Here is a 26,374-nt window from a genome sequence, read left to right on the forward strand (position 1 = left end):
CTGCACGAAGCCCTCGGCTACGTCCCACCAGCCGAGTACGAGGCCGCCCTCACCGGCACCTCACAACCCGCGAGTCAGCCAACCCCGGCCCTCGCAACCGACTAGGAACTAAACCCGGGGTAGTTCATCTGTTTTAGGGTTCGGGTGTTTTGTTGGGGTGTGTTGGGTGCTGTGCGGGGTTGGTAGTCGCTCGTGGGGTCCAGGGTTAGCTGGCGGATGAGTTGGCCGGTGGCGGCGTTGATGATTCTGATGTTGAGGTCTTGGACGATGAGCAGGATGCGGGTGCCGGCGTGGGTAAACCACCCACGTTGAGATTGTCTAAACAGCCTTTGGGTTAGCGCCTCCACTGATGGCGAGCGAAGCGGCCGTATGACGCAGGTCGTGTCGCGTTACCTCGGGGAACTCCGCGCCAGAAGCCATCAGCCGGTCAAAGGCAGGACCCAACACTAAGGGACGGAAGCGGGAGAGGCGCAGCACGCCACCTTTGGGCGGGCGGTAGGCGACGCACCTGGCGGGCAGCATCCTCCTGACGGCCTGCATTACCTCCCATATTTCAGGTATGCCGACAGCGAAAGGAGAAGGAGAAACAATGCAAACCACGCCAAAGCTCTGATCATGGCGCGTTGGTTTCGTCGCGCTATGTTCCCGGACGCATAGTCGTCGACAATGCGGCGGCTCAAGCCGAATTTCTCAACGAGCGCAAGCCAATCCGCTTCCGTGACTACATATGCGGGTTGGTCCGCATATGCGGGATGCTCGGCGCCACCGTCGATGTCGCGCCAGCTATACCGATAACTGCCCTCCCGATACTCCATCGCATACTTCATCGGGCTGGGCCTAATCCTCAGGGGTTGCATACCCGGAACGGCCACGATCAGAAGGGGGTCAGTGTGTGACGGGTACTCCCCACCTCCGCGTCTGTGCTGAGCTGGTGTCGCCGTCACCTACGCAAGCGAAGTCGAGGCGATGAGCGCATTCGTCTTGGGATCGAGCACCTGGATCGCGTCTTTTGTTCCCATCTCAAGGACCAGGGGCGGCGGATCCGGCGGCGCTTTAGTCCAGAAGTTCCCTGAATAGCCTTGCGGAAGCGGAAAAAGTTCATAGCGGATCAGTTGCTGCGACGCACCCGATTCGTCGTCGACGTGAGCCGCGTCCATAGGCGCACGTTAGCACCGGAGGTTTAGCGCGTCTTGGCCGAACAGACTGCTGAAGGCGATTGAGAACATGCTGCGCCGCTCTCGCGTTGGACACGCGACTCGCGCAACTCAACCAGAGTGTTCGAGTTCTGTTCGGACCTGGTCGATTTGGTCGTATGCGAAGGTCACCATGGCGGCGGTGGTCATCGCCTCGCCCTCGCGGGCGAGCGATTCGTAGGTCGCCTCGCCGAGCACATCGCGGAGGTGGGTGATGGCGGTGGTGATTTGGGGGAATCCCGACGCGGTGAGGGGACTGAATGCGAAACCGGCGATGGTGGCTGCCGGTTCGAAGCGTCCGAGGCGGTCGAGGAACACCGCGAGAGTTGCCAGGGCGGAACGGATAACTGCGACGTTGCCAGAGTCGTAGCAGTTGCGGATGGCCAGAGTGATGTGATCGAGCGCCGCCAGCGGGTCGCCGTGTTCGGCCTCAAGCCGAGACAAAACGATCGCCAGGTTGGATTCGACCAAGCGGTTGCCGCTGTCTTGGGCGATCACCAGGCCCCGGCGCAGGGCTTCCAGCGCGCGGACGGGATCAGCATCGCGGTAAGCCCTGCCGTAGGCGTGAAGCGCGGACGAGAGCGCAAAGGGGTTGTGGGTGGCCTCGGCGGCTTCGATCAGTCCGTTCGCGGCGGCCCGCGCCTCCTCACCGGCCCCGGCGATCGTCAGTGCGACGACCAGGCACATCCGGGTGAGTGTATGGGTGTCTCGGCCGCGTGCGAGCTGGGCGCGACACCACTCGACGGCCCGTCCGGGCTGGCCGGTGGCCGTGTGCGTGATGCCGAGCGCGCCCTCGATACCGAATGGCACCTCGTCGCGGCCAGTGCCGATCACCGTCTGGCCGGCGTCGCTATAGCCGACAGCCTCCTCGATCCGTCCCCCGGCCCAGCACAGCGCCGCGATCACGTACAGGGTCGCGAGCCGGGGATGGTCGACGGCGCGGGCGGGCTCGATGAGCTCCTCGGCCCAGGCTATCGGCTCGGGATTTTCGACCAGATAGCCGAGCAACCCCGCGTAGGTGGCGATGGCGGCGGCATCGTCGAGGTCGCCCCGGTCGGCGGCCCACCGGAAGGCGGTGCGCAGGTTGGGCAGCTCCGTGGAGAACCAGGTGTACGCCTCGCGCTGCCGGGGGCTGTCCCAGAGCGCAAGCATGTCTGCTTCGCGCTCCGCGAAGTAGCGGGCGTGCGCTGCACGGGCCGAGTCAGCCTCACCACTGGCGACGAGCTGTTCTTCGGCGAACTGGCGGATCGTCTCCAGCATCGAAAACCGGGTCCGCCCCGAGGACCGGTCAGCGACTAGCAGCGACTTGCGCACCAGGGCGTCGAGCAGATCCAGGGTGGCGAAGTCATCCTCGGAACCCATGACGGCGCAGGCACTTTCGAGGTCAAATCCCCCCGCGAACACCGAACACCGCTCCAGCAACCGTTTTTCCGCGTCTTCGAGGTGGTCGTAGGACCACGCCACGGCGTGGCGCAGTGTTTGGTGGCGTGACAGGCCGCGCCGGGAGCCGACCAGCAGCCGGAACCGCTGATCGAGACGATCACGCACCTCGCCCGCAGTCATCGCCGCCATCCGCGAGGCCGCCAACTCGATGGCCAACGGGATGCCGTCGAGTCTGCGGCAGATTTCCACGACAGCGTCCGCCTCGCCGTGCTGGGCCAGCGAGAAGTCCGACACGACACTGTGGGCGCGGTCGAGGAAAAGGTTCACGGCGGCCGATTCGGTTCCGGCGTTGACGTCGAGCGAGGGGACACGCCATAACTGTTCGTCGCTGACCCCCAATCCTTCGCGGCTGGTCGCGAGAATCGTGACGGTCGCCGAGGCGACGAGAATCGCCTCGACCAGATCCGCGACGTTGTCGACCACGTGTTCGCAGTTGTCGAACACCAGCAGGCGGACTCGGCCCTCCAACGCGGCCGCGACACTGTCCGCCACGCTCTTCCCGGGCTGTTGGATGATGCCCAGCACCGCGGCCACCGCGTCGGGCACCGCCGCCGGATCGGCGACTGCGGCTAAGTCGAAAAACCAGACCCCGTCGGGGAATTCATCGGCGAGCCGCGCCGCGACTTCGGTGGCCAGGCGGGTCTTGCCGACCCCACCTACCCCGGTCAGCGTGACCAACCGATGCGCCTTCAGCGCGGCCTGCAGCTCGGCGACCTCGGACTCGCGCCCGATGAAGCTCGTGGTCGCAGGCCGCAGGTTCCCCGGACTCGCATCCAGCGCCCGCAACGGCGGAAAGTCCGCCTGCAGGCCCGCCGCTCGGACCTGAAATACCCCGACCGCGGTGGGCAGATCCCGCAACCGCCGCGGCCCCAAATCCACCAGATCAACTCCGGTCAGCAGACCCGCCGTCGACTCGGCCAACAGGATCTGCCCGCCATGCCCGGCGGCCATCACCCGCGCGGCACGGTTGAGCACCGCACCGAAGTAGTCCGCCCCCCGCAACTCGGCTTCGCCCGTCGCGATTCCCATCCGCACCGGCAACTCCAGCGCCCGCTGCGCGGCCACCGCAGCATCAACCGCCGACTTGGGCGAGGCGAACGCGGCACACACCCCGTCACCGGTGTGCTTGAACAACCAGCCCCCGTGCTCCTCGATCGCCGCACGCAACACCTCGTCATGGGCGGCCAGCGCCACCCGCATGCCCTCCGCATCGGCCTCCCACCGACGGGTCGAACCCTCAACGTCGGTGAACACGAACGTCACAACACCCGAAGGAGCGGGCACCTCAGCAGAATGTCACAACGAACCCTATTCCGCCCCGAACATCACAGGACGACCCCGACATCAGATCATGGGATCCACCAAGCCCGTCCGCAGTTAGTCCGCGGATAGCTCACCCCGACCAGCATTAAGACTGGTGACCCCTACGCACCGAGTGACCAATCGGGTTTCAACGTGCCAGCCAGCAGAAACGAGATAATCTAACTGCCGCCGCGTCAGCGTCAGGGGGCCGCACGAACGTAGCCGAGACCGAGGAGTCAACGAATGAAGAACACCGGACGATTCACCGGCCCGCTCGCTGCCGTTCTGGGCGCTATCGCAGTCATCACCACCCCGATCGCGAATGCCGACTCGACGGATGACGGTTACCTGCAAGCGCTCAAGGACAAGGGGATCACGTGGCCCAGCGGCTCGGACCAAACGATGGTCCAATCGGGCATGCGGTTTGTACGGACTGGTCTAGAGGAATGACGTTCGACCAAACCTTCGCCGATGCGAAATCGGGGCTTCCGCAGTTAGCCGACACCTCTATCGCCAAGATCCTGGGTATAGCGACGGGGGCTTACTGCCCGCAATACTCCAACAAATTTGATTGATGACCCCCGGAACCAGGCCAAGCGTCCGGCTCATTCGCTGGCAATCTTGTCCGGGCAGTAGGCCTCGACGCTTGCGCTGACGAAGTAGCCCGCTTCGTTGTAGTCCCAATCCTGGTTGCCGAGCCGGACGCCCTTTATGACATCGTCCGCGGACTTGCCCTGCTGCAACTCCGAGCAAATTTCGTGCGCCGAGGCTATGAGCGCCTGGGAGTCGGTGATCTGTCTGCCCATATTGTCGCGGATGTTTTTGAGGAACTGCGCGTCGTTCGGATCTGCGTGCGCGGTCGCGGCGAGGGCCGTGGCGCTCACCAGGACCGCCGCGATAGATAGAAGCACCTTCATTGCGGACCCCGACTCTGAATTGCTTGGCAAGGCTCACCAACTACAGCCATGCGGTCGGCTGGAGCCTACCGGGTAGGACGCGACACGGCTGCACTGGCGATTCCGATGGACGGCAAGAGCTTTAGCTCTTCTCGTCCGGTCATAACGGATCAAACCGGTTGATGAGCCAGGTTCCGTTTACCTTGGCCAGACCCACCCCTGCTGGAATCGCTCCGGGGCCAGGTAGGCCCAGGTGCCATTGGCCGCGATGCCGAAGTCGATGAGATACGCGAAGTCGTCGTCGGTCACCAAGATGTTCGACGGCTTGACGTCGCGATGCACCAGTCCGATTTGGTGGGCGGCATGCAGCGCCGAGGCGATCTGCTCAATGATCCCAACCGCGCGGGCCGGCGGCAGCGGTCCCGCGCCGAGGAGCTGGTGCAGATCGCGGCCTTGATCAGCCGCATCGTGACATACAGCCGTCCGTCGATCTCGCCGAAATCATGGATCGGGACGATATGCGGCTCGTCGAGCCCGGCCGCAGCGCGGACCTCCTGCCGAAACCGCGTCTGGAAGACCTCGTCACCAGTGCAATTCGCTGGCAGCACCTTCAGAGCCACCACCCGGTCGATGGCGGTGTCGAAGGCCCGCCACACGTCGCCCATGCTGCCGCGGCCCAGCAATTCCACCAATCGGTAGCGTCCGAATTGGGTTCCGTCCACGCAAGCCTCCCCGGGGTGCTTCACCGAAACGATAACTTTGGATACCCTTTTCCTCACTCGCCCGGCTGGTAGTTAGGGATGACGACCACCCTGACCAACTCCGCGATCCGGGGTGCCAGGTGGGGCAGCGTCGTTGGTTCGTGGTCAGCCAGGTATTCGATGATCAACTCGGTACCGGCGGCCACGACCAGGTAACACATTTCGTCGGTGAGCGGCGGCATTGCGGGATCAGTTCGGCTGCGCAGGTCGCACATGGCGGGCGCTATGGCATCGACGAATTCGCGGATGGCTTCGTTGCGGTGGATGCGCACCCGCCGCCCCGCACCGACCGCCTCGAGAAAGAACACGCGGGCAGCAGCGGGCGCCGCGGCGATCACCGCCAGGAGTCTCGCGGCGTAGTCGGCGATTTCACCCGGTTCGATGCGCGGCGCTCCGCCGTTCGGCACGTTGAGCCCCGACTCTCTGACGACCACCCCCACCGCCTGGTAGGCGTCGAGGAACAGATCCTCCTTGCTCGCGTACAGCTGGTAGAAGGTCTTGCTCGATACGCCGGCGCGTTTGGCGATGGTCAAAACGGAGGTCGCCGCGTACCCGTCGGCGGCGAAGAGTTCGATTGCCGCAGCTGTGATTCGAACCCGCTGGACTTCTCGGATGTCATCGCGCGACAGGCCATGGCGGTGGCGCGGCAGCGGTTCTGGGGAGCCACCCGCGAGCAGTCGAAAGACCGCGGTGGCGGTTTCCGGCTTGGTTTCTGCTACCTCGGCCACCGTTGCACCGCTAACGACGCGTCGTCGCGCGCCTGCTCGTATTGATAGTCGTCGAATGGGAATTGGCGATTGGCACGACTGGCCGCGAAGAAGCCCGTCGGGCGGACGTAGGTGCTATCTCCTTGCGAATTGCGGTAATACGTCGGAACGTGGCCGTTGAGATCGTTGAAGTAGTACCGCAGTGCGCGAGAGCGCTTCACGATCAGGTCGTGGTACGCGTGGTGAACCGCTTGCCGGACCTCCACGCGGGTCGCCCGACGGCGGCGAGCCTCGCTGATCGCACGAACCGCGTGATCGGCGGTCATTTCGACGAATGCGTGCCACCCGCTTCCGGTCCACGAGTACGGGCCGACAAGGGTCCATCGGTTGGGCAGTCCGGGCACGGCCACACTTTGGTAGGCCTGCAATCCGTGCTGGCGGTAATAATCAGCCAGGTCGAAGTTGTCGCGGCCCAGAATCGCTCCGGGCCGGTATGTTTCGGGGTCGGAGAAGACCTCGTAGCCGGTGGCCAGGACGATCGCGTCGAAGCCGTGGTCACGACCGTCGCGAGTGCGAATCCCGTGTGGAGTGATCTCGCTGATCGGTGTGGTGACGAGTTCGACGTTGGGCCGGTTGTAGACCTGTAGGTAGTGGTTTGACAACGTTGGCCGCTTCGCCGCGACACCGAAATTCGGCGCAAGCGCGGCAACGGTATGGGGGTCGGAGACGACCCGGTTGAGGTAGCGACGGTAGGCCGCGATGGTGGTCTGGTCGAAGCCGGACAGGACGGGACGGATGACTGGTTGCGGCAATCCGCTGACGGCGCGGAGCACGAGATCGACGACGCTCAAAGCGACGCCGTGCAGAGCAGGCTGGACACCACGAATAGCCAGCATGCGCTGCAAGGACTTTGAGATGCGGTAGTCGGGTTTGGGCAGCGCCCACACCGGCGTGCGCTGGAAGACCGTCAACGACGCCACCTCGGGGGCGATGGCCGGGATGATTTGCACGGCGCTTGCGCCGGTACCGATCACCGCGACCCGCTTGCCGCCCAGTTCATAATCATGGTCCCAACTTGCCGGCCGCTGGATCTTGCCTTCGAATGCTTCCCATCCGGGGATTCCGGGATCGGCTTTGGGCCGGATGAACGCGCCGACGGCGCTGATCAAGAACCGCGCCGTGATGAATTCGCCTGTCTGCGTGTGCAGCACCCACAAGGCGGCCGCGTCATCCCACTGTTCACACACGATGTCGGTGTTGAACAGTACCCGGCGGTAAAGGGCGAACCGTTTGGCCACGTCCACGTGGTAGCGCTTGACTTCCGCACCGCGCGGAAAGACGCGGCTCCAATTTGGGTTACGGGCGAACGAATACTGGTAGGCGATTGCCGGGATGTCGACGCTCAGTCCTGGGTAGTGGTTCTCGTGCCAGCTTCCGCCGATATCGTCAGCGCGTTCGATGATCACGAAGTCGTCGATGCCGGCCGCCGCAACCTTGACGGCAGCCGCGATGCCGCCCGGCCCGGCCCCGATGATGGCGACCTCGAAGTCCGGGTGTGTCTGTGTGTCAGGCATTTTCGCCTGCGCTTGGACGGAACCGCACTCTGGTGCCGCAGCGGGGCGCGAGCATGATCGAGCGCCGCACGATCTTCTCCGGCTTTTCGTCGACGGCGCTGAACTCGCCCTCGCGCAGTAGCACGTGCATGACGGTGATCAACTCCCGCATGGAAAAGCTCGCGCCCAGACACCGTTTGACGCCGCCGCCGAAGGGAATCCAAGCGTAGGTTTGGGGTCGGGTGTCGAGGAATCGCTCGGGACGGAATTCGTGCGGGTGTTCATAGGTGTCGGCGTTGCGGTTGATGGCGATGATATGAACGACGATTCGTGTGCCGGCATCGACGCGGTAGCCACCGATTTCAAAAGTTCGGGCGACGACGCGGGAGGTAAGGGGCGCGGGCGGACGCACCCGCAACGTCTCGTTGATCACCGCCGTCGTGAAGGCTTCATCACCACTGATGGCTTCGGCTTGCACGCGTCGCAGTGCATCGGGGTGGTGCAAAAGCAGATCGAAAACCCACGCCAACGTGGTCGCGGTGGTCTCATGGCCCGCCAGCATCAGGGTGATCAGGTCATCACGGATCTCGCTGTCCGACAACTGTTCTCCGTCGTCCCCGCGGGCACACACGAGCAACGCCAGAATGTCGGCCTGCTCGGCCAAGAGTGGATCGTGTCGCCGTTGAGCGATCAGCGGCATGACGACGTCGTCGATCTCCCTGTTGGCCTGGGCCCGCGCAGGCCATACCCGCAAGGTGCCGAAATGGCGCAGCGCGTAACGAATGGTCAATTGCTCTGAAACACCAAGGTTTAACAGGCGCTCGAATGGCCGGCCCAGCCGCCGGACCTCGTCGGGATCGTCGGCTCCGAAGATGACCTTGACGATCACGTCCAGCATCAGCGAGCGTGCCGCCTGCAACATCTCGAACGGACGGTCAACGGGCCAGCCGCGCATCGCCGCGCGGGTAGAGGCCTCGATGATCGGCACGTAACTGCTCAGCGCATCGCCGTGCAGCGGAGGCGTCAAGAGCTTGCGTCGTCGTAGGTGCTCGGGCTCCTCCTGCACAAACATCGATCCGGACCCGTAAATCGCCGCCGCGGGACCCACGCCCTCTCCCCCGAGTAACACGTCGGTCGGGGCAGTGAAAACCTGCTTCACCAGCTCCGGGCCGGACACGATCGCAACGTCGCCCAGGCTGAGGATGGGCATCGTCATGATCGGCCCGTATCGACGTATCAATCGCAGCATCCGGCGCTCGCCACCCACGAGGTAGGCAACCGCATACGCTGCGGCGAAGGCCGGACGAAGGATGCGGGGGGCGGGCAGACCCGGCGGAGGGCGCAACCCATCCGGCGCAACCTTCCGGCGAAGTGCCGATGCTGGCACGCTGAGGACCCCCATCCCACGAACCAGAAATGGCCCGTTTCTAGTTATAGGAGAGCATGCGTGCGCACATCGGTCAAGACACCGGAGTCGGAGCAGTTCGCGCCACGACCGCTCCGTGGATGAGGGCTAGTTCGGGAACTAGACGCAGTCCGCGCAGATCGGTGGTGCACCGCCGGCGGTGCGTAACCGGCTGCGGTGCTGCACCAGATGGCAGCTCGAGCAGGTGAACTCGTCGGCGCGCGCGGGAATCACCGTCACCAACAGTTCTTCACCCGACAGATCTGCGTCGGGCAACTCGAAAAACGCATCGCTCGCGTCGTCGTCGACGATTATCCCGGACGACTTGGGCAGAGCGGGCGCCAGCTCGCGGAGACCAGACCTGTCCATATTCTCGACGTCGGACACGCGGCGTGCGTCGTAGTCGCTAACGGTCGACATGGGTGTTCCTTTCCTACGCAGGGGCGGGTCGACCGACTTCCCTGTAGTCACCCGTAGGTCAGGCGGTACCCCATCGAGGTGCAATCCACACCCGAGGAAACAAAGAAATTGCAGACGAGACAATCAACGAAACCCGACCGAGCGCGGGTCAGCCAACGGTAAGCGGGACCCCGCCGCCAGCAAAGGGCAGTTGGACATCGTCGGCCCGGAGCCGGGCATGCAGATTCCACGCCAGCCCCAACCAGGGCGCGACCAGGGCCAAAACCACCGACACGGCCGCCACCACCGGATGCCCGACCACCGGCGCAGACACGCCCACCACCAGGCCGACCAGCCAGACCACGGCGGCAACCAGGCCGAGGACGGTGGGACGCTCAACGGGGCCGTTTTCGGTGTAAGCCATCGTCACTCCCAACGAGATAGGTTGCAGGGCAACGCCATTCGCATGGCAGAGATCCTGCCGGCAGCCAAGGTGCCGCCACCCCTGATATAGAGCATCAGTATTCTATAGATACTATTTCTACAAGCGCCAAATTGGCGAGCTCCGCTCGTGCCCGTGGCTAGAACTCGCGTCGCGCAGCAAAAGCGGCATCACCAGCCAGAACACGGTGAAAAGCGCTACCCCGCACACCCCGGCGACCACGCCCGCGGTGCGCCCGGACACCGCCGCGAAAACGATGACCGTCATCCCGGTCAGCGCGGCACCGAGCAGCGCCAGCCCGGCGTAGGCGCATCGGTGTGCCGCCGACACCAGCACCTGCAGCCGGTGCCGTCGGAACAGCAAGCGGTGGGTGGCCACCGGAGCGATCAGCAGCACCGTCGCGCTCACCGAACAGCCGACTGTCGCCAGATAGACCACCCACATGTGCCCGCTGAGCACGTCGAATCGCTGCTGAAACGGCAGCGTCAAGAGGAACCCGGTGAGTAGCTGCACTCCGGTCTGGACTACCCGCAGTTCCTGCAGCAGGCTGTTCCAGTTGCGGTCCAACCGTTCGATTTCGGTTTCGCCGCGCTCGCTTCGGTCCCACCGCTGATCGTCTTCAGGATGATCGACATCCATGGCCGTGATCATCGCACGGCCCAGTCTGTTCAGGTGGCGCTAAGCGCACGGATGAACCGCTCCATGTCGACGCCGGCTTCCCGGCGTGCGTGCGCGTGGTCCTCGGGCCCGCGCCACGTAGAGGGTCGCCTCACGCATCGCCCCCAGCAGCGTTAACGTCGTCGCCTCGACGGGCTGCGGCGGGATACGGGAGGCCTCGATGGTGCTCTTGAGCAGGTCCCGCACCGTCCCGATGTTGTAGCGGTTCCCGATCTCGGTCCACCGCGTCCAGCCCAACACCGCCGGGGCGTCCACCAGGACGATCCGCTGGACCTCCGGGTCGGAGCAGACATCAAGCCAGAAGTCCGCTCCCAGACGCATGACTTCGACGGGGTCCGTCTGGTTGGCGGCCACGATCGCCTCGCCCATGCGCAGGGCTACTTCGGCCTCCACCTGTTCGAAGACCGCCGCGAAGAGCTCGGTCTTGTCGGTGAAGTGGTGATACAGCGCGCCTCTGGTGACGCCCGCCGCGCGCACGATCGTCTCCAATGCGACATCGGCGAAGCCGTGCGCGGCAAAAAGCGGCCGGGCGGCCGCGACCAGCGCCTCGCGTGGGAAGCCTTGGGGGTACAGGCCGAAGGGGACCGATCAACCCTGGATATCGTTCGCCGGCTCAGGGTGTTCTGACTTCCCAGACTCCCTGAGCTTTTGGCAGGACTCGCGCTGATGCAAAGAACCCGGTGAATCGCGCTAGCGATTCAGCTTGCCGTCACGCACGCCGGTCAGGGCGTCGTCCAGGGTCGGATAGAGCGGGAAGGTCTTGTCCAGGCCCGTCAGGTGAATCGGCCTTCGAGTCGCCGGGCCCCGCGCCACCACCCCGAACTCAGCGGAATCACCGAGTTTCTCGTACGTCGCCGCCAGAATCTTGAGTCCCACCGAGCCGAGAAACTCCACCCCGGACAGGTCGATGACCAGCGCGGTCGGGCCTTCAGCCACTACTGCGCCGATGGCTTGTTCCAAGGCAGGAGCGGTAACCAGGTCGATTTCGCCGCTGACACTGACCACGGCGACCCCATCGTGGTCCGCAACCAACGTGGTGATCGAATCGGGAGCTGACAATGGCGATCCTTCGTCCGTGGCTCAAGTCCTTAAGTGTGGTGCAAGCCTAACCCGCCCGACCAACTGCGAGAAGGAGAAGCCCTCAACACGGCGCGCGCCGCCGCCAGGATAGTCTCCCCATAGGACCTGCACCCTGCGGAGCGCTGTACACACTTAGGTGCACTTGGAAGGCCTTGGGAGGCCACATGTCAGATTCTCCGACAGACTCCAACACCAGCGCGACGTCACAGACAGCCGGCATTTCCAGCGAGGGCCTGCTGCCACAGTTGGTCCAACACCTGCGGCGAAATCGAACGGTGCTGCGCGAAGAGTGGGCTCGCCGCATCACGGCGGCCGAACTGCTCACGGCAATGACGCCCGAGGAGATCTTCTCCGAGGCGACTGCCGTCTATGACAACTACGTGGAGGTGCTCGAGACCGGTAGCGTCGAGGCGCTGCAGGACTATGCGCGCGACCTGTCCGAACGCATCATTCCGCGGGGCGTGGAGACCGATGAGGTGCTTGGCATCGTGCTGCTGCTGCGCGACGTGCTGGCGCGCTCGCTGTTCGAGAAGTACCAGACCGAGTTCGACATGCTCAACCGGGTTCTGGACGCATACGAGCCGGCCGCCAACCGCATCGCCAACACCGTGGGCGTCAGCTTCGTCCAGGAACGCGAGCGCATCATCCGCCAGCAGCAGGAGGCGATCCGCGAGCTGTCGACGCCGGTGCTGCAGGTGCGCGAGCAGCTGCTGATTTTGCCGATCATCGGGGTGCTCGACAGTCAGCGCGCCCGCCAGGTCACCGAACAGCTGCTGCGCGCCATCCGGGCGAACCGCGCGAAGGTCGTGGTCATCGACATCACCGGTGTGCCCACCATCGACTCCACGGTGGCAAACCACCTGGTGCAGACCGTCGACGCGTCGGGGTTGATGGGTGCGAGCGTGATCATCACCGGTCTGTCCTCCGAAATCGCCCTGACGCTGGTCACGATCGGACTGGACCTGTCGAAGATGAATGCCGTCGGCGACCTGCAGGGTGGCATCGAAGAAGCCGAGCGCCTGCTCGGTTACGAGGTCACGCGCACCGGCGAGCAGCCCGGCTAAGCACAACTAACGCAACCAGGCTAATGCCAGTACCAATCCTGAAACAGGGCGCGATTCTGATCGCCACGGTGCAAGCCGCGCTCACCGACTCCGACACCGAGCGGCTGCGGTACGACCTCATGGAGCGAGTCAGCCGGTTCCGTGCGCAGGGGATCGTCGTCGACGTCACCGCCATCGACGTGATGGATTCCTTCGCTGCCCGATCGCTGCGCACGATTGCGCATATGACCCGGCTGCGCGGCGCCGTCACGGTGATCGTGGGCCTGCAGCCAGAGGTGGCTTTTGCGATGGTGCAGTTGGGCCTGGCGTTCGACGACATGAACACCGCGCTAGACCTCGAGGAAGGGATAGCGCTGCTGAATCGCAAACTGGGACTGGGCAAATCGACGATCGGGCGCGACGGTGGCGGGTGAGATCGTCGTCGCGATCAACAACCCCGACGACATCGTGGACGCCCGCAAAGCCGGGCACCAGCTAGCACTCCATCTTGGATTTTCCCTGACCGACGTCACGATGATCGCCACGGCGATCTCGGAAGTCGCACGCAATATCACCAGCTATGCCGGCCATGGCGCGGTTCGGGTGGAGGTGGCCGACCGGGAGGGCCGCAAAGCGCTGGTAATACGCGCCGAGGACGAGGGCCCCGGCATCGCTGACATCGAGCGGGCGATGGAAGACGGATATTCGACCGGACGCGGGCTAGGTCTCGGCTTGCCCGGTGCGCGCCGCCTGATGGACCGGTTGATCGTGGAATCCGCACTTGGGCGCGGAACGGTCATCGAGATGTGGAAATGGGTTCCGGCTCGTGCGTGACTTGTTTGGATCGGGAGGCCGATGGGGGCCGATCGAATGGGCGACGGCGGGACGTCCACGTCCCGGCGAGTATGTCTGTGGCGATCAGTCGATCGCGGTCGACATCGAGGGTCAGGGTGCCCTGTTCGGCGTAGTGGACGGCCTTGGTCACGGCCCGTCTGCCGCGAACGCGGCAATCGCCGCGGTGGAAGCGCTCAGGAACGCCCGCGGCGAACGGGTTGAAGTCTTGGTCCAGCTCTGTCACCGCGTGCTGGAGGGGACCAGAGGAGCTGCGATGACCCTGGCGCAGGTCGATTTCCAGGCCGGCCAGCTGCACTGGACCGGGGTGGGCAATGTCACGGCAAACCTGGTCGCCAAGGCGGCCACGGGTGTCAAGGTCCGTTCTTCAGCACGCCTGGCCGCCGGCATCGTCGGCTACCGGATACCGGAAATCTTTCCGGCGCAAGTGGTTCCGATACGCACCGGCGATCTGCTCATCATTGCCAGCGACGGAATCGCCGAAGATCACTTGGACCATATCGACTTCGCCGCCCCCGCCACGGCCATTGCCGAACAGATCTTGGCTAAACACGCGAAAGAATCCGACGACGCCATGGTGCTCGCCGCACGTCACCGGGGGGTCTCGACATGACCGAAACCGACGACTACCGCGCCCACTACCTCGCCGCGCTGCGGACGTACCTGGGCGCCCGCGACGAGGACAGCCTGTCCGTCGGCCATGAACTCGGCCGCCGCGCCCTGCAGGAACGGATAAGCATGCTCGACATCGTCGAGCACCACGTCCGGCTGATTCTCGAACTCTCGCAGGACGTCCGGGTCGACGCGCCGGTCGCATTGGAATTCCTGTTGCAGACGCTGGCCCCGCTCGATGTCGCAACCCGGGGCTTCCTGGACGGCACCAGGCGCTATGCCGAACAGCGGGCCCGCGCCGAGGATCTGGCCGATCGCGACAAGTTCCGCACCGCCCTGGTGAATTCCTTACAAGAGGGGTTCTTTGTCGCCGACCACGACGGCGCGGTGGTCGACATGAACAACGCCTTCGCCGAGATCCTCGGCTATCCCCCAGAGGGTTTGCCGTATCGATGGCCGCACCCGTGGCTGGTCGACACGAACACGGCCGCTCAACAGCAAGCCCGGGTCCGCAGCCACGGCCGTGCCGATTACGAGACACCCATTCGCCGTAAAGACGGCCATCTTGCATGGGTGACGGTGAGCATCAACGCCGTCCGGGGAACCGCAACCGACGAAGATGTCTACGTCGGAACCATTCGAGACATCACCGCGGAACGGGCATTTGCGGCCCGGGAAAGCGCGGTGCTTCGGCTGGCCACGGCCGTGGGGGTGGCCAAGAGCGTGGCCGAGGTGCTGTCGATCACGCTCAACGAATGCCGGTCGGCGGTCGACGTGCAGCGTGTAGTCGCGGTCATGTGGCCGCCTGGCGAGCATTCCCAGGGCGAACCGACCGTCCAGATCGCGGGCGAGCCACACGAATCGACTTGGCGCGAACTGGATCCGTGGTTGCGCATGATATTCGAGTTCGCACGACACCAGCTGCCGCTGACGGTCAAGACGGTCGACGGGCCCGGATCTCCGGGTAAGGCAAAGGGATTGGTCACGGTGCTGTCGGGTGCGGGAGACATCGCGTTGTGGTTGGAGCTTGGCGTGCCTCGGTGGGTCAGCGGCGAGGATCGGCTGCTGGTGACGGTGCTCATCGGCCACCTCAGTCTGGCCATGCGGCACGTCCGTCAGTTCGAGAGTGCGCGCGAAACGTCGCTGACATTGCAGCGGGCGATGTTGCCACCGCTGCAGCCGCCTGCGGGATTTGCGGTCCGCTACGAACCCGCGGTCCCGCCATTGGAGATCGGCGGTGACTGGTATGACGTGCTGCCCGTCGGCGATCACCGCATCGGCATCGTCGTCGGCGACTGCGTCGGCCGTGGTTTGCCGGCCGCCGCGATCATGGGTCAGCTGCGCAGCTCGGCACGCGCACTGTTGCTCACCGGTGCCGAGCCGGCGGTGTTGCTCGAGCAACTCGACGCGGCGGCATCGCTCATTCCAGACGCGTACTGCACCACTGTGTTCCTGGCGATCCTGGACACCGAATCCGGCGTCCTGCAGTACAGCAACGCCGGGCACATGCCCGCAGTACTCGCCGCGGCCGGGCCTGGGACGACCATGTTGACCGATGCACGATCAGTGCCGCTCGCGGTGCGCCGCGACGGACCTCGCCCGCAAGTCTCCCAGGTACTACCGCCCGGCTCGACGCTGATGTTGTTCACCGACGGCTTGGTCGAGCGCAAGCACGAGTCGATCGACGACGGAATCGCCCGTGCGGCAGATGTTTTGGTAGACACAATGAGTTTGCCGCTGGACGCGGTGGCGGATGCGATGCTTGGTGAGTTGGCTCCCACAGCGGGATATGACGACGATGTCGCGATGGTGATCTACCGGCACCAGCTGGTGCCGCTTCGGATCGAAAGCGAAGCCAGCGCTGACAATTTGGCCGGTATCCGGCGTCGGCTGGCCGGCTGGCTACGGGCTGCCGACGTCCCCGATGAGCTGGCCGCCGACATCGTGCTCGTCATCAGCGAGGCGTGCACCAACAGTGTCGAGCATGCATACCGCGGTCACAGCGTCGGGACAATGCTGATCGAGGTCGACGCCGTCGAAGGCGAAGTCCACGCGCGGGTCGGCGATTGCGGCTCGTGGAAAACACCGGCCGCCCAACCCCGCAACGGCGGGCGGGGCCTGCCGCTGATCAGGGCCATCAGCAACTCGGTCGAACTGCACTGCACCGCAGCCGGAACAACGATCGAAATCAGCTTTCAGCTGCCGGCAGCCGCCGAAGCGGTCAATCGCTGACCAGAGCGTTTGCGCGCGCCCTGAACGGGTATGCCCACCCGCGTGACCCGCGCATCGCTCAGCATCGAGCCCGCCCTGCCGTCGGCACACGGACCCCTGTCGATGGCCGTCCGTCGCACCCTGACCGGACCCGCGTCACGCAACCAACTCGCACGTATCACCGCGTCGGTGCGTGATTCGGATCCCTACGGTCTTGATCTGCAGCTCGCCTTATTCATGTGTTATGAGCTGCATTACCGAGGATTCGCGGGCGTGGACGCGACCTGGGAGTGGAACCCCGCACTGCTGCACCTACGCGCCGAACTCGAGCACGCCTTTTTGGCGGGGGTAAGCCGCGACGTCGGGCCGATCGAACCCGACCACACCGCGGCGATCGACATGGAGGCGATCTCTGTCGAGCCCATCGACGGAACCGGTCCTTCGTACTATTTACGCGATACCGGAAGCTGGCAGCAGACGCGTGAGTACTTCGCGCACAGATCGCTCTACCACCTCAAGGAAGGCGACCCACACGCCTGGGCGATTCCGCGCCTGACGGGTACTGCCAAGGCCGCCTTCGTGGCGATCGAATTCGACGAATACGGCGCCGGGCAGGGCCCGCGACTGCACCAGCAGCTCTTCGCCGATCTATTGACCGCGGCCGAACTGGACTCGACGTATCTGGGTTACCTCGACGCCGTCCCCGCCGAATCGCTGACCGTGGTGAACCTGATGTCGCTGTTCGGCTTGCACCGCTGGCTGCGCGGCGCCGCGATCGGACATTTCGCCGCGACGGAAATCACCTCGCCGCCGGGCTCCCGACGGATGGTCCAGGCCCTGCAGCGACTGGACGCACCACCGGCCTGCATCGCGTTCTACAGCGAACATGTCGAGGCCGACGCGGTGCACGAACAGGTGGTGCGCCACGACGTGGTCGGGGATCTGGTTGCCCGCGAACCGAACCTCGACCGCGACGTCGTGTTCGGGATACGTGCCCATGCCGTCGTGGAAAAACGCCTGGCGGACAACATGATGGCGTCATGGAGGCTGGGGCAGTCGTCGTTGCGGCGACCGCTCGCCTAAGAGCCGGCCTGAGCACCGGCCTGAGCGCCGCGCTGATCCGCTGAGATGGACCGGCACCGTCGGTGGCTGGTGTCGCACAACGGATACTCCTTGCTGCGCGCGCAGGTGCAGATCGCCACCATGAACCGGTCGGATTCCACGACACGGCCGCCGGGGACTTCGATCCGGACCGGGCCGGATATCAGCACGGGGCCCTTGGGTACCACCTGTACCCGCGTGACGGTCATGGCTTGTCCGCCCGGATCACCACCAGCTCCTCCTCCCGGCAGCCTCGCCGTACACGACCGGTGTCCTCCAACCACTTCGCTCGCGCCGACAGCACCGGGCCGAATGGAATCCACTGGGACGCAACCACGTCAGCGTCCAAACCACTCCCCCGTAACGAATCCAGCGTTTGTTGCACACCGGCAAACGCCGACTGTACCAACAGCAGGGACCCGTGCTTGCATAACAAGTTTGATGCCGATTCACACAGTGGGTCCAGCACCAGCCTTCCATCGGGACCGGCGTTCCACGCCCAAGACGGGCCGGCATCCGACGCGATGACGTCTCCGTCGTCAACCGGCGGAGTGGGCACGTAGGGCGGATTAGACACCACGACCTCGAAAGGAGCGCAGCCGAAAGCCCTTGTCCACGGACCCTGCCGGACGTCGATTTTCACCCCGGCGTCAAGGGCATTGTCGCGCGAGCATCGCACGGCGTTGGGGCAGATGTCGAAGGCGGTGACGCTGGCGCAGCCCAATTCGGCAGCTGCGATCGCGACATAACCACTCCCGGTGCACAAATCAAGCACCCGACGTCCCGCAACGATCGCGGTTCGTTGCATTGTTTCCACCAGCAGTCGCGAATCTTGTTGCGGCTGATACACCCCGGCGACTGCCGAGGCACCGACCGGGGCGGGATACGTGGTCGTCAAGCGCAGGCCTTTCAGTCAGTTCGCCGCGGCCGATCACGGCGTCACGTGACTAATGCCCGTAAACGACTGGTCTAAACCGAATGGTGTTCGCGACTAGCCCGTAGCGACGGGGGCCAATTGCTCTATCACCGCCGAGCAGAACGCCGGGAGGTCATCCGGCGACCTGCTTGAAATCAAATTGCCGTCGATGACGACCTCCTGATCCACAACGTGAGCGCCAGCGTTGCGCAGGTCGGTGCGAATGCTCGGATACGAGGTCAGCGTCCGCCCGGCCACCATGCCGGCCTCCACCAATGTCCAGGGACCGTGGCATATTGCGGCGACGGGCTTTCCCGAACTGACGAAGTCCTCGACGAATGCGACCGCCGAACTGTCCAGTCGCAGTTTGTCAGGATTCACCGTGCCGCCCGGCAATACCAGCCCGTCGAACTCGTCGACGGACGCATCCGGCACCACCCGATCGACGGGGAATGTGCCCGCCGGCTCCAGATCGTGGTTGCCGCCCGAATCTCACCGGATTTCAGTGACAGCAGCTGGACTTGCGCGCCTGCCTGCTCCAGTGCTGCGCGCGGTTGCTCGAGTTCCACCTTCTCCACCCCGTCCGCCGCCAGGATGGCGATTTTCTTGCCTTGCAATTGATTTGACATCTCAATCGGATGCCCGAGCAAACATCCGCCAAACGCGTTGTCACTTCGAGGCCGCGCGTAACTCCTGAAGCAACGGTTCGGCGGCTTCTTTGAGGAACAACTCCTGTGCGTCGCCGCCGATCTGGACTAGCGCGACATCGGTGAAACCGGCCTCCCAGTACGGCCGGACAGCGTCCACGATCGCGTCCAAGTCCGGCCCGCAGGGAATGCTCTCGGCGACGTCTTCGCGGCGCACAAACTGCGTCGCGCCGGCGAACCCGGCCGGCGTCGGTAGGTCGGCATTGACCTTCCAGCCGCCGGCGAACCAGCGGAACTGGTCGTGGGCGCGTTCGATGGCCGCGTCGCGGTCGGGGTCCCAACACACCGGTATCTGTCCGACCACCCGTCGGGCTCCTGCGCCATTGGTGGCTTGGCAAGCGGCGTGCCACGCGTCGACGAGTTCTCCGTTGGGCTCGACTGCCACCAGATGGTCGGCGAGTTTGGCGAATCTGTCGATCGCCTTTTTGCCCCCCATCGCCACGGCGATGCCGACCGGCACCTCGGGCACGTCCCACAACCGCGCGGAGTCCACCTGGAAGTAGTTGCCGCGCCAGTTCACCAGCCGGCCGCCGAACAACTCACGGATGATCTTGATGGCTTCGCGCAGCATGTCTTGCCGACGCTCGACGGCTGGCCAGCCCTTGCCGACCACGTGTTCGTTGAGGTTTTCACCGCTGCCCAATCCCAGAGTGAACCGTCCGTCGGCAAGGATCTGGACGGTGGCCGCCTGTTGCGCGACGATCGCCGGGTGATACCTCATCGTCGGGCAGGTCACATACGTGTACAGATCGACATGATCGGTCGCTTGCGCCACCGCGCCCAACACCGCCCACGCATTCGGTGCATGCCCCTGCGACGTCAGCCACGGTGAGAAGTGGTCGCTGCAGACCTCGAAGTCGAAGCCGTGCTCTTCAGCCGAAACCGCATACCGGACAAGGTCTTTCGGGCCGCTCTGCTCCGTCATCAGGGTATAGCCGAAGTTGGTCATACCTGCACGGATACCCCGGCGCACCGCGGGCAAACGACGCGGCCAGGGCTTGGGCCGTTACAGGCCGTTACAGGCCGTTACAGGCCGCTGCAGGCCGCTGCAGGCCGCTGCAGGCGGCTACAGGCCGCTGCGGGCGGCTACAGGCGGTCTTTGACCGCCGCGGACAGGCGCGCGCCATCGGCCTTCCCCGCGGCGATCGCGGTGGCCGCTTTCATCACCAGTCCCATCTGCTTCATGGTGGGCCGTTCCCCGAGCGTCTCGGCCACCTCGGCGATCGCGGTGTCGGCCACGTCGGCCAGTTCCGCCTCGGTGAGGGGTGTCGGCAGGTACTCGTCGATGATCCGCGCCTCGGCGTGCTCGTTGGCGGCGAGCTCACCCCGCCCGTTTTGGGTGTAGATCTCGGCCGCCTCACCGCGTTTGCGGGATTCCCTGGCCAGCACCTTGATCACCTCGTCGTCGGAGAGGGCTCTGGCCTGTTTGCCGGATACTTCCTCGGTCTGGATCGCCGCCAGGACCAAGCGAAGGGTCGCGGTTCGCAGCTTGTCCTGGGATTTCATCGCCTGGGTCAGATCCGCCCGAAGCCGGGCTTTCAGTTCTGCCATGGACCAGACGCTACGCGCCACGGGCACTCGAAACGGCCACCTGCGGCCAAGATTGTGAAAATGCCCCCACCACCGACAGGATGGGCAGGATGGACGCCATGACCAACGACGACGGCCGCTGCGCCGAGTGAGCACGCTTCCGCCTGGCTACCCGGTCGGCCCGCCAGCCGGGTCCCCTGGGTACGTGCCGCCGGGGTACAGCGCGCCACCCGGTTATGGCGGTCCGCCACCCGGTTATGGCGGTTGGCCGCCGGGCTCGCCAGGGTATGGGCCGCCACCTGGCTACGGCCCACCACCTGGCTACGGCCCGCCGTCCGGTTACGGCCCGCCGCCCGGTTACGGCCCGCCGCCGGGCTCCCCGTATGGCCCGCCACCGCCCGTCCCGGGAATGGTCCCTTGGGCGGTCAAACCCGGGATCATCCCGCTGCGGCCCCTGACGTTGAGCGACATCTTCAACGGCGCGGTTGGTTACATCCGGGCCAATCCGAAGGCGACGCTGGGTCTGACCGCGATGGTGGTCGTGCTCATGCAGATCATCTCGCTGGCCGCCACGCTGGGGCCATTGGCCGCCTACGGCCGGATCGCAACGCAACGTCCCGACGAGCCGAGCTGGGGGGCCATGGGCACGTTGATCACGTCCCTGGCCGCCGGCCTGCTCGTCACCTGGCTGGGCGGCATGCTGCTGTCCGGAATGCTCACCGTGATCGTCGGGCGGGCAGTGTTCGGGTCGCCGATCACCATCGGCGAAACGTGGACCAAGATTCGTGGGCGCATCCCCGCACTGCTCGGCCTGGCATTGCTGGAAGCCGCCGTGGTGGCGGCGCTCGTCGGGCTGGTCGTGGTTATCGTTGCCATGTTCGCGGCCGTCGGCAACCCGGCAGCGGCGTTCCTGTTGGGATTCCCGCTGGTGCTTCTGATGCTCGCGGTGATGGCCTATCTGTACACCGTGGTGTTGTTCGCGCCCGTGCTGATAGTACTGGAGAGGCTGCCGGTTATGGAAGCCATCACCAGGTCCTTTGCACTGGTCCGCAACAGCTTCTGGCGGGTGCTGGGCATCCGGCTGCTGACGTTTATCGTGGCAACCGTCGTGGCGGATGCGGTCGCCGCGCCGTTCAGCATCGGCGGCCAGCTCATGCTCGCCGGGGCGGCATCCACCAGTGCCATGCTCATCGGCACCACGATCGCGTCCATCGGATCGGCGATCGGCCAAATCATCACCGCGCCATTCAGCGCCGGAGTCATCGTGCTGCTCTATACCGACCGCCGAATGCGCGCCGAGGCATTCGACCTGGTGCTGCAGACCGGCGCCGCCGGCGGCCCCTACGCGACCGAGTCCACCGACCACCTCTGGCTAAGGCGGCCGGTATGAGGACCAGCTGACCGTGCCTTCCATCGACATCGACCGCGATGCCGCGCACCAGGCCGCACAGAACGAGCTGGACAAACCGATTTATTCGAGAGGATCTGCGGCGCAACAACTCGACGAATGGCTCAGCGACAAGTTGTACCGGCTGTTGGAGGCGACCTCCAAAATACCGGGCGGGTGGTTCACGGCGACGGTGCTGCTTGTCCTACTGGCCGTCGCAGTGGCAGTCGCCATCCACCTTGCGCGGCGCACCATGCGCACCAAACGCGGCGGCGACTACCAGTTGTTCGAAACCGCTCCGCTCACCGCGGCACAACACCGCGCTACCGCTGAAGGCTGTGCGGCGGAAGGAAATTGGACCGCAGCGATACGGCACCGGCTGCGCGCCGTCGCCCGCCAGCTGGAAGAGGCCGGCGTGCTCAATCCGAATCTCGGCCGCACCGCCAACGAGCTGGCCCTCGACGCGGGTGCGGTATTGCGGCATCTGGCGGGCGAATTATCCACGGCAGCAACGGCATTCAACGATGTCACCTACGGCGAGCGGCCCGGGACCCAGGCCGCCTACCAGATGATCGCCAAGCTCGACGACCACCTGCGGTCGCGATCACCAGCCAGTGCGCCCGCGGCCGGAGAGGCCGCCGCGGCCGAGTCATGGGCTCAGGTCCGGTGATGACGACCGCCTCAGTACGGCCTCCCGAGTCCGCGACTGTGACCACGCCCCGCCGATGGCGGGCGTGGCGGTGGCCATTGCTCACGCTGATCGTGCTCGCGGCCGTGGCGGCGATCAGCACTTACCTCACCGCACCACGACCCGGCCTCCCGATGGATCCGGAGTCAACCGAACCCGACGGTGCCCACGCGCTGGTGACGCTGTTGCGCGACAACGGCGTCGACGTTGTCGTGGCCGACGGCATCGCCGGCGTCGAGAAGTCGGCGCGCCCCGACACGCTGATACTGGTGGCGGAGAGCGAGTTCTTGACCGATAACACGCTGCTGGACCGGTTGGCGCGAGCCCCCGGCGACCTCCTCCTGGTGGAACCCACGGCACGCACCCGCGAGGCACTGGCCCCAGATCTGAGCAAGGGGACCACCAGCACTTTCGACAATAATCCGAATTGCACTCTGCGCGAGGCTAATCGAGCCGGGTCAGTTCGATTCGGGCCGAGCGACACCTATGAGGCCAAGGGCCGAGTGGTAACGCGGTGCTACGACGGGGTTCTGATTCGCTATCGCGACGGCGGCCGAACCGTCACGGTGGTCGGCAGTACCGACTTCATGACCAACGACGGCCTGCTGCATGCGGGCAATGCCGCGCTGGCGATGAACCTCGCGGGCGATCGGCCCCGCCTCATCTGGTACGCGCCGCACCGCGTCGAGGGTGAGAACTCGGCTCCAACATCGATTTACGACCTGATTCCGGCCAACGTGACCTGGATCGCCTGGCAACTGGCGCTGGTCGTGCTGCTGGTGGCCCTGTGGAAGGGACGACGGATCGGTCCGCTGGTGGCCGAGGAGTTGCCCGTCGTGGTGCGCGCATCGGAGACGGTCGAGGGGCGCGGCCGGCTCTACCGATCGCGCCGGGCACGTGACCGCGCCGCCGACGCGCTGCGCGCCGCGACGCTGCAACGGCTGCTGCCCCGGCTGGGCCTGGGCGCGCGCGCGGCGGCGCCGGTGGTGGTGACAACCGTGGCCCAGCGTAGCGGAGCCGACGCAAACTTCGTGTCCTACCACCTGTTTGGCCCACCACCGGCCACCGACAATGACCTACTACAACTTGCGCGTGCACTCGACGAAATCGAAAGGCAGGTCACCCGCTCGTGACACAGTCCCCTTCCACACCGCAAGCACATCCCGCCCAGACCCCGCACGCTGACTCAGCGCGAGAGGCGCTGCTGGCGTTACGCGCCGAGCTCGCCAAGGCCGTCGTCGGGCAGGACGGCGTCGTCAGCGGCCTGGTGATCGCGCTGCTGTGTCGTGGCCACGTGCTGCTCGAAGGTGTTCCGGGAGTGGCGAAGACGCTGTTGGTGCGGGCTATGGCCGCCGCCCTGCAATTGGAGTTCAAGCGGGTGCAGTTCACCCCCGACCTGATGCCCGGCGATGTGACGGGTTCGCTGGTCTACGACGCCCGCACCGCCGCGTTCGCATTCCGCCCGGGTCCGGTATTCACCAACCTGCTACTCGCCGACGAAATCAACCGCACCCCGCCCAAGACACAGGCCGCGCTGCTCGAGGCGATGGAGGAGCGTCAGGTCAGTGTGGACGGCGAACCCAAGTTGCTGCCCGACCCGTTCATCGTCGCCGCCACGCAGAACCCGATCGAATACGAGGGCACCTACCAATTGCCCGAGGCGCAACTGGACCGATTCCTGCTCAAGCTGAACGTGACGTTGCCGTCGCGCGACTCGGAGATCGCCATCCTGGCCCGGCACGCGCACGGCTTCGACCCGCGCGATCTGTCCGCGATCAAACCGGTGGCCGGGCCCGCCGAGCTGGCGGCCGGCCGCGACGCGGTGCGCCGGGTGCTCATCGCCGACGAGGTGCTTGGCTACATCGTCGACATCGTTGGGGCCACCCGGTCCTCCCCCGCACTTCAGCTGGGGGTGTCACCACGTGGGGCGACGGCACTGCTGGGCACCGCCCGCTCCTGGGCTTGGCTGTCCGGGCGTAACTACGTCACTCCCGACGATGTCAAGGCGATGGCCCGTCCGACGCTGCGCCACCGGATCATGCTGCGCCCAGAGGCTGAGCTCGAAGGCGCCACACCCGACGGCGTGCTCGACGGAATTCTGGCGTCGGCTCCGGTGCCCCGCTAGTGGTCCTGACCGGACGCACCGGCTTGGTGGCGTTGATCTGCATCGTGCCGATCGCGCTATCGCCCTGGCCGGCAAGGGCTTTCCTGGCGTTGCTGGTGGCGCTGGGTGCGGCGGTTGCCGTTGATATCGGGTTGGCGGCCAGCCCCCGCAGACTGCACTACACTCGCTCGCCGGACACGTCGGCCCGGCTCGGCCAGCAGGTGGACGCGGGGCTGCTGATCCACAACGACGGCCGACGCCGATTCCGCGGCCAGATCCGCGACGCCTGGCCCCCGAGCGCGCGCGCACAGCCGCGCACCCACACGATCAACGTCGCCGCCGGACAGCACCAGCACGTCGGCACCGTGCTGCGACCGGTTCGCCGCGGCGACCAGCACGCGGCGGCGGTCACCGCCCGATCGATCGGACCGCTGGGGTTGGCGGGGCGGCAGCGTTCGCAGCCGGTGCCCGGTCAGGTCAGGGTGCTGCCGCCGTTCCTGTCGCGCAAGCACCTGCCGTCGCGGCTGGCCAAGTTGCGCGAGATCGACGGGCTGCTGCCGACACTGATCCGCGGGCAGGGCACCGAATTCGATTCACTGCGTGAGTATGTCGTCGGCGACGACGTCCGCTCCATCGACTGGCGCGCCACCGCCCGTCGCGCCGACGTCATGGTCCGCACCTGGCGGCCGGAACGCGACCGGCGAGTCGTCATCGTGCTGGACACCGGTCGCATGGCGGCCGGTCGCGTCGGTGTCGACCCGACCTCACCCAATTTGGAGGCCGATCCCGCGGGGTGGCCCCGGCTGGACTGGTCGATGGATGCCGCACTGCTGCTGGCCGCCCTTGCGTCGCGGGCCGGTGACCATGTCGACTTCCTCGCCCACGACCGGGTCAGCCGGGCCGGCGTGTTCGGTGCGTCGCGCACCGAACTGCTCGCCCAGCTGGTCGATGCGATGGCCCCGCTGCAACCGACTCTTGTCGAATCCGACTGGCGCGCAATGGTTGCCACCATTTTGCGGCGCACCCGGCGGAGGTCGCTGGTGGTGCTGCTCACCGACCTCAACGCGACCGCTCTGGACGAGGGTCTGCTGCCGGTGCTGCCGCGGTTGTCGGCCAAACACCACGTGATGATCGCGGCGGTCACCGACCCGCGCGTCGACGAATTGGCCGCCGCGCGTTCCGACGCGGCCGCGGTGTACGACGCGGCGGCCGCCGAACGATCACGCAATGACCGGCATGCGATCGCGTCGCGACTGCGCCGCAGCGCGGTGGAGGTCGTCGACGCGGCCCCCGCGGAACTCGCGCCCGCCCTTGCCGACCACTACCTGGCGATGAAAGCGACCGGACGGCTCTAGTTTTCGGTC

Annotated in this window: 29 protein-coding genes and 2 pseudogenes; 13 read left to right on the forward strand and 18 right to left on the reverse strand. The window is 65.6% G+C overall.

All coding sequences use genetic code 11. The features are described from left to right. Positions 1-539: 539 nt before the first annotated feature. From ACLP9N_RS33090 to ACLP9N_RS33100, 3 genes are all read right to left on the reverse strand, one after another. Positions 540-827: a hypothetical protein gene (locus tag ACLP9N_RS33090; RefSeq protein ID WP_442411348.1), complete on the reverse strand. Its 288-nt coding sequence runs from the start codon at positions 825-827 to the stop codon at positions 540-542. 117 nt (positions 828-944) lie between these two features. Next, positions 945-1,157: a hypothetical protein gene (locus ACLP9N_RS33095; protein WP_442411349.1), complete on the reverse strand. Its 213-nt coding sequence runs from the start codon at positions 1,155-1,157 to the stop codon at positions 945-947. A 108-nt stretch (positions 1,158-1,265) separates the two neighbouring features. Beyond that, positions 1,266-3,920, reverse strand: a complete 2,655-nt coding sequence (locus ACLP9N_RS33100) for an ATP-binding protein (RefSeq protein WP_442411350.1) — start codon at positions 3,918-3,920, stop codon at positions 1,266-1,268. Between the two features lie 261 nt (positions 3,921-4,181). Between ACLP9N_RS33100 and ACLP9N_RS33105 the strand changes: the two genes are divergently transcribed. Together ACLP9N_RS33105 and ACLP9N_RS33110 are read left to right on the forward strand one after the other, a co-directional pair. Further along, the gene (locus ACLP9N_RS33105) at positions 4,182-4,388 is read left to right on the forward strand and encodes a hypothetical protein (RefSeq protein ID WP_442411351.1); all 207 of its coding nucleotides are present in this window, start codon (positions 4,182-4,184) and stop codon (positions 4,386-4,388) included. Beyond that, entirely contained in the window at positions 4,385-4,513 is a 129-nt protein-coding gene (locus ACLP9N_RS33110) for a hypothetical protein (RefSeq protein WP_442411352.1), read from the forward strand. Before ACLP9N_RS33105 ends, ACLP9N_RS33110 begins: the two co-directional genes overlap by 4 nt. A gap of 30 nt (positions 4,514-4,543) precedes the next feature. Here ACLP9N_RS33110 and ACLP9N_RS33115 read toward each other — a convergent pair whose 3' ends face one another. The 10 genes and pseudogenes from ACLP9N_RS33115 to ACLP9N_RS33160 form a co-directional block, all read right to left on the reverse strand. Next, positions 4,544-4,822 carry a DUF732 domain-containing protein gene (locus ACLP9N_RS33115; protein ID WP_442411353.1) on the reverse strand — a complete coding sequence of 93 codons (279 nt, stop codon included), beginning with the start codon at positions 4,820-4,822 and terminating at the stop codon, positions 4,544-4,546. A gap of 237 nt (positions 4,823-5,059) precedes the next feature. Continuing rightward, a pseudogene (locus ACLP9N_RS33120) lies at positions 5,060-5,556 on the reverse strand (serine/threonine-protein kinase); the annotation flags it as partial. Positions 5,557-5,609: 53 nt separating this feature from the next. Next, positions 5,610-6,323: a TetR/AcrR family transcriptional regulator gene (locus ACLP9N_RS33125; RefSeq protein ID WP_442411354.1), complete on the reverse strand. Its 714-nt coding sequence runs from the start codon at positions 6,321-6,323 to the stop codon at positions 5,610-5,612. Further along, positions 6,311-7,876, reverse strand: coding sequence for a flavin-containing monooxygenase (locus ACLP9N_RS33130; RefSeq protein ID WP_442411355.1), 1,566 nt, complete (start codon positions 7,874-7,876; stop codon positions 6,311-6,313). Before ACLP9N_RS33130 ends, ACLP9N_RS33125 begins: the two co-directional genes overlap by 13 nt. Further along, positions 7,869-9,257 carry a cytochrome P450 gene (locus tag ACLP9N_RS33135; protein WP_442411356.1) on the reverse strand — a complete coding sequence of 463 codons (1,389 nt, stop codon included), beginning with the start codon at positions 9,255-9,257 and terminating at the stop codon, positions 7,869-7,871. The genes ACLP9N_RS33130 and ACLP9N_RS33135 overlap by 8 nt, the downstream gene beginning before the upstream one ends. Before the next feature lie 123 nt (positions 9,258-9,380). Continuing rightward, on the reverse strand, positions 9,381-9,680 hold the full coding sequence (locus ACLP9N_RS33140; RefSeq protein WP_442411357.1) for a DUF4193 domain-containing protein: 300 nt from the start codon (positions 9,678-9,680) through the stop codon (positions 9,381-9,383). A gap of 148 nt (positions 9,681-9,828) precedes the next feature. Beyond that, positions 9,829-10,083, reverse strand: a complete 255-nt coding sequence (locus ACLP9N_RS33145; protein WP_442411358.1) for a hypothetical protein — start codon at positions 10,081-10,083, stop codon at positions 9,829-9,831. A 117-nt stretch (positions 10,084-10,200) separates the two neighbouring features. Then, positions 10,201-10,740: a DUF6328 family protein gene (locus tag ACLP9N_RS33150; protein WP_442411359.1), complete on the reverse strand. Its 540-nt coding sequence runs from the start codon at positions 10,738-10,740 to the stop codon at positions 10,201-10,203. A gap of 39 nt (positions 10,741-10,779) precedes the next feature. Next, complete coding sequence (locus ACLP9N_RS33155; protein ID WP_442411360.1) at positions 10,780-11,268, reverse strand: TetR/AcrR family transcriptional regulator; 489 nt, start codon at positions 11,266-11,268, stop codon at positions 10,780-10,782. 201 nt (positions 11,269-11,469) lie between these two features. Further along, positions 11,470-11,838 (reverse strand): STAS domain-containing protein, encoded by a 369-nt coding sequence (locus tag ACLP9N_RS33160; protein ID WP_442411361.1) that lies wholly within the window; start codon positions 11,836-11,838, stop codon positions 11,470-11,472. A 185-nt stretch (positions 11,839-12,023) separates the two neighbouring features. Here ACLP9N_RS33160 and ACLP9N_RS33165 point away from each other — a divergent pair, with 185 nt between their 5' ends. The 6 genes from ACLP9N_RS33165 to ACLP9N_RS33190 are packed head-to-tail and all read left to right on the forward strand — an operon-like array spanning position 12,024 to position 17,660. Continuing rightward, the gene (locus ACLP9N_RS33165) at positions 12,024-12,923 is read left to right on the forward strand and encodes an STAS domain-containing protein (RefSeq protein WP_442411362.1); all 900 of its coding nucleotides are present in this window, start codon (positions 12,024-12,026) and stop codon (positions 12,921-12,923) included. Between the two features lie 23 nt (positions 12,924-12,946). Continuing rightward, the gene (locus ACLP9N_RS33170; RefSeq protein WP_442411363.1) at positions 12,947-13,336 is read left to right on the forward strand and encodes an STAS domain-containing protein; all 390 of its coding nucleotides are present in this window, start codon (positions 12,947-12,949) and stop codon (positions 13,334-13,336) included. Next, positions 13,326-13,736, forward strand: coding sequence for an anti-sigma regulatory factor (locus ACLP9N_RS33175; protein ID WP_442411364.1), 411 nt, complete (start codon positions 13,326-13,328; stop codon positions 13,734-13,736). The genes ACLP9N_RS33170 and ACLP9N_RS33175 overlap by 11 nt, the downstream gene beginning before the upstream one ends. Before the next feature lies 1 nt (position 13,737). Beyond that, positions 13,738-14,367, forward strand: coding sequence for a SpoIIE family protein phosphatase (locus ACLP9N_RS33180; RefSeq protein ID WP_442411396.1), 630 nt, complete (start codon positions 13,738-13,740; stop codon positions 14,365-14,367). Continuing rightward, positions 14,364-16,598: a SpoIIE family protein phosphatase gene (locus tag ACLP9N_RS33185; RefSeq protein ID WP_442411365.1), complete on the forward strand. Its 2,235-nt coding sequence runs from the start codon at positions 14,364-14,366 to the stop codon at positions 16,596-16,598. The genes ACLP9N_RS33180 and ACLP9N_RS33185 overlap by 4 nt, the downstream gene beginning before the upstream one ends. 30 nt (positions 16,599-16,628) lie before the next feature. Further along, complete coding sequence (locus ACLP9N_RS33190; RefSeq protein ID WP_442411366.1) at positions 16,629-17,660, forward strand: iron-containing redox enzyme family protein; 1,032 nt, start codon at positions 16,629-16,631, stop codon at positions 17,658-17,660. Here the strand turns inward: ACLP9N_RS33190 and ACLP9N_RS33195 are convergent. From ACLP9N_RS33195 to ACLP9N_RS33215, 5 genes and pseudogenes are all read right to left on the reverse strand, one after another. Continuing rightward, positions 17,657-17,887, reverse strand: coding sequence for a CDGSH iron-sulfur domain-containing protein (locus ACLP9N_RS33195; protein WP_442411367.1), 231 nt, complete (start codon positions 17,885-17,887; stop codon positions 17,657-17,659). The two genes, ACLP9N_RS33190 and ACLP9N_RS33195, sit on opposite strands and share 4 nt — an antisense overlap. Continuing rightward, positions 17,884-18,576 (reverse strand): HemK2/MTQ2 family protein methyltransferase, encoded by a 693-nt coding sequence (locus ACLP9N_RS33200; RefSeq protein WP_442411368.1) that lies wholly within the window; start codon positions 18,574-18,576, stop codon positions 17,884-17,886. Before ACLP9N_RS33200 ends, ACLP9N_RS33195 begins: the two co-directional genes overlap by 4 nt. A gap of 93 nt (positions 18,577-18,669) precedes the next feature. Beyond that, positions 18,670-19,223 (reverse strand): annotated as a pseudogene (locus ACLP9N_RS33205) (type 1 glutamine amidotransferase domain-containing protein). Between the two features lie 40 nt (positions 19,224-19,263). Then, positions 19,264-20,250, reverse strand: coding sequence for an LLM class F420-dependent oxidoreductase (locus ACLP9N_RS33210; protein WP_442411369.1), 987 nt, complete (start codon positions 20,248-20,250; stop codon positions 19,264-19,266). Between the two features lie 137 nt (positions 20,251-20,387). After that, positions 20,388-20,852, reverse strand: coding sequence for a GatB/YqeY domain-containing protein (locus tag ACLP9N_RS33215; protein WP_442411370.1), 465 nt, complete (start codon positions 20,850-20,852; stop codon positions 20,388-20,390). Between the two features lie 127 nt (positions 20,853-20,979). Here ACLP9N_RS33215 and ACLP9N_RS33220 point away from each other — a divergent pair, with 127 nt between their 5' ends. From ACLP9N_RS33220 to ACLP9N_RS33240, 5 genes are read left to right on the forward strand one after another with little or no spacing between them, the layout of a single operon-like run. Continuing rightward, a complete protein-coding gene (locus tag ACLP9N_RS33220) occupies positions 20,980-22,221 on the forward strand; it encodes a DUF7847 domain-containing protein (RefSeq protein ID WP_442411371.1) in 1,242 nt (413 codons plus the stop codon). Between the two features lie 13 nt (positions 22,222-22,234). Further along, entirely contained in the window at positions 22,235-22,888 is a 654-nt protein-coding gene (locus tag ACLP9N_RS33225; RefSeq protein WP_442411372.1) for a DUF4129 domain-containing protein, read from the forward strand. Further along, entirely contained in the window at positions 22,870-24,039 is a 1,170-nt protein-coding gene (locus ACLP9N_RS33230; protein WP_442411373.1) for a DUF4350 domain-containing protein, read from the forward strand. Before ACLP9N_RS33225 ends, ACLP9N_RS33230 begins: the two co-directional genes overlap by 19 nt. Beyond that, the gene (locus ACLP9N_RS33235; RefSeq protein ID WP_442411374.1) at positions 24,036-25,031 is read left to right on the forward strand and encodes an AAA family ATPase; all 996 of its coding nucleotides are present in this window, start codon (positions 24,036-24,038) and stop codon (positions 25,029-25,031) included. Before ACLP9N_RS33230 ends, ACLP9N_RS33235 begins: the two co-directional genes overlap by 4 nt. Next, positions 25,031-26,365: a DUF58 domain-containing protein gene (locus tag ACLP9N_RS33240; RefSeq protein ID WP_442411375.1), complete on the forward strand. Its 1,335-nt coding sequence runs from the start codon at positions 25,031-25,033 to the stop codon at positions 26,363-26,365. The genes ACLP9N_RS33235 and ACLP9N_RS33240 overlap by 1 nt, the downstream gene beginning before the upstream one ends. Positions 26,366-26,374: the final 9 nt, after the last annotated feature.

The sequence above is a fragment of the Mycobacterium sp. genome, from assembly GCF_052144515.1.
Lineage (GTDB): Bacteria > Actinomycetota > Actinomycetes > Mycobacteriales > Mycobacteriaceae > Mycobacterium.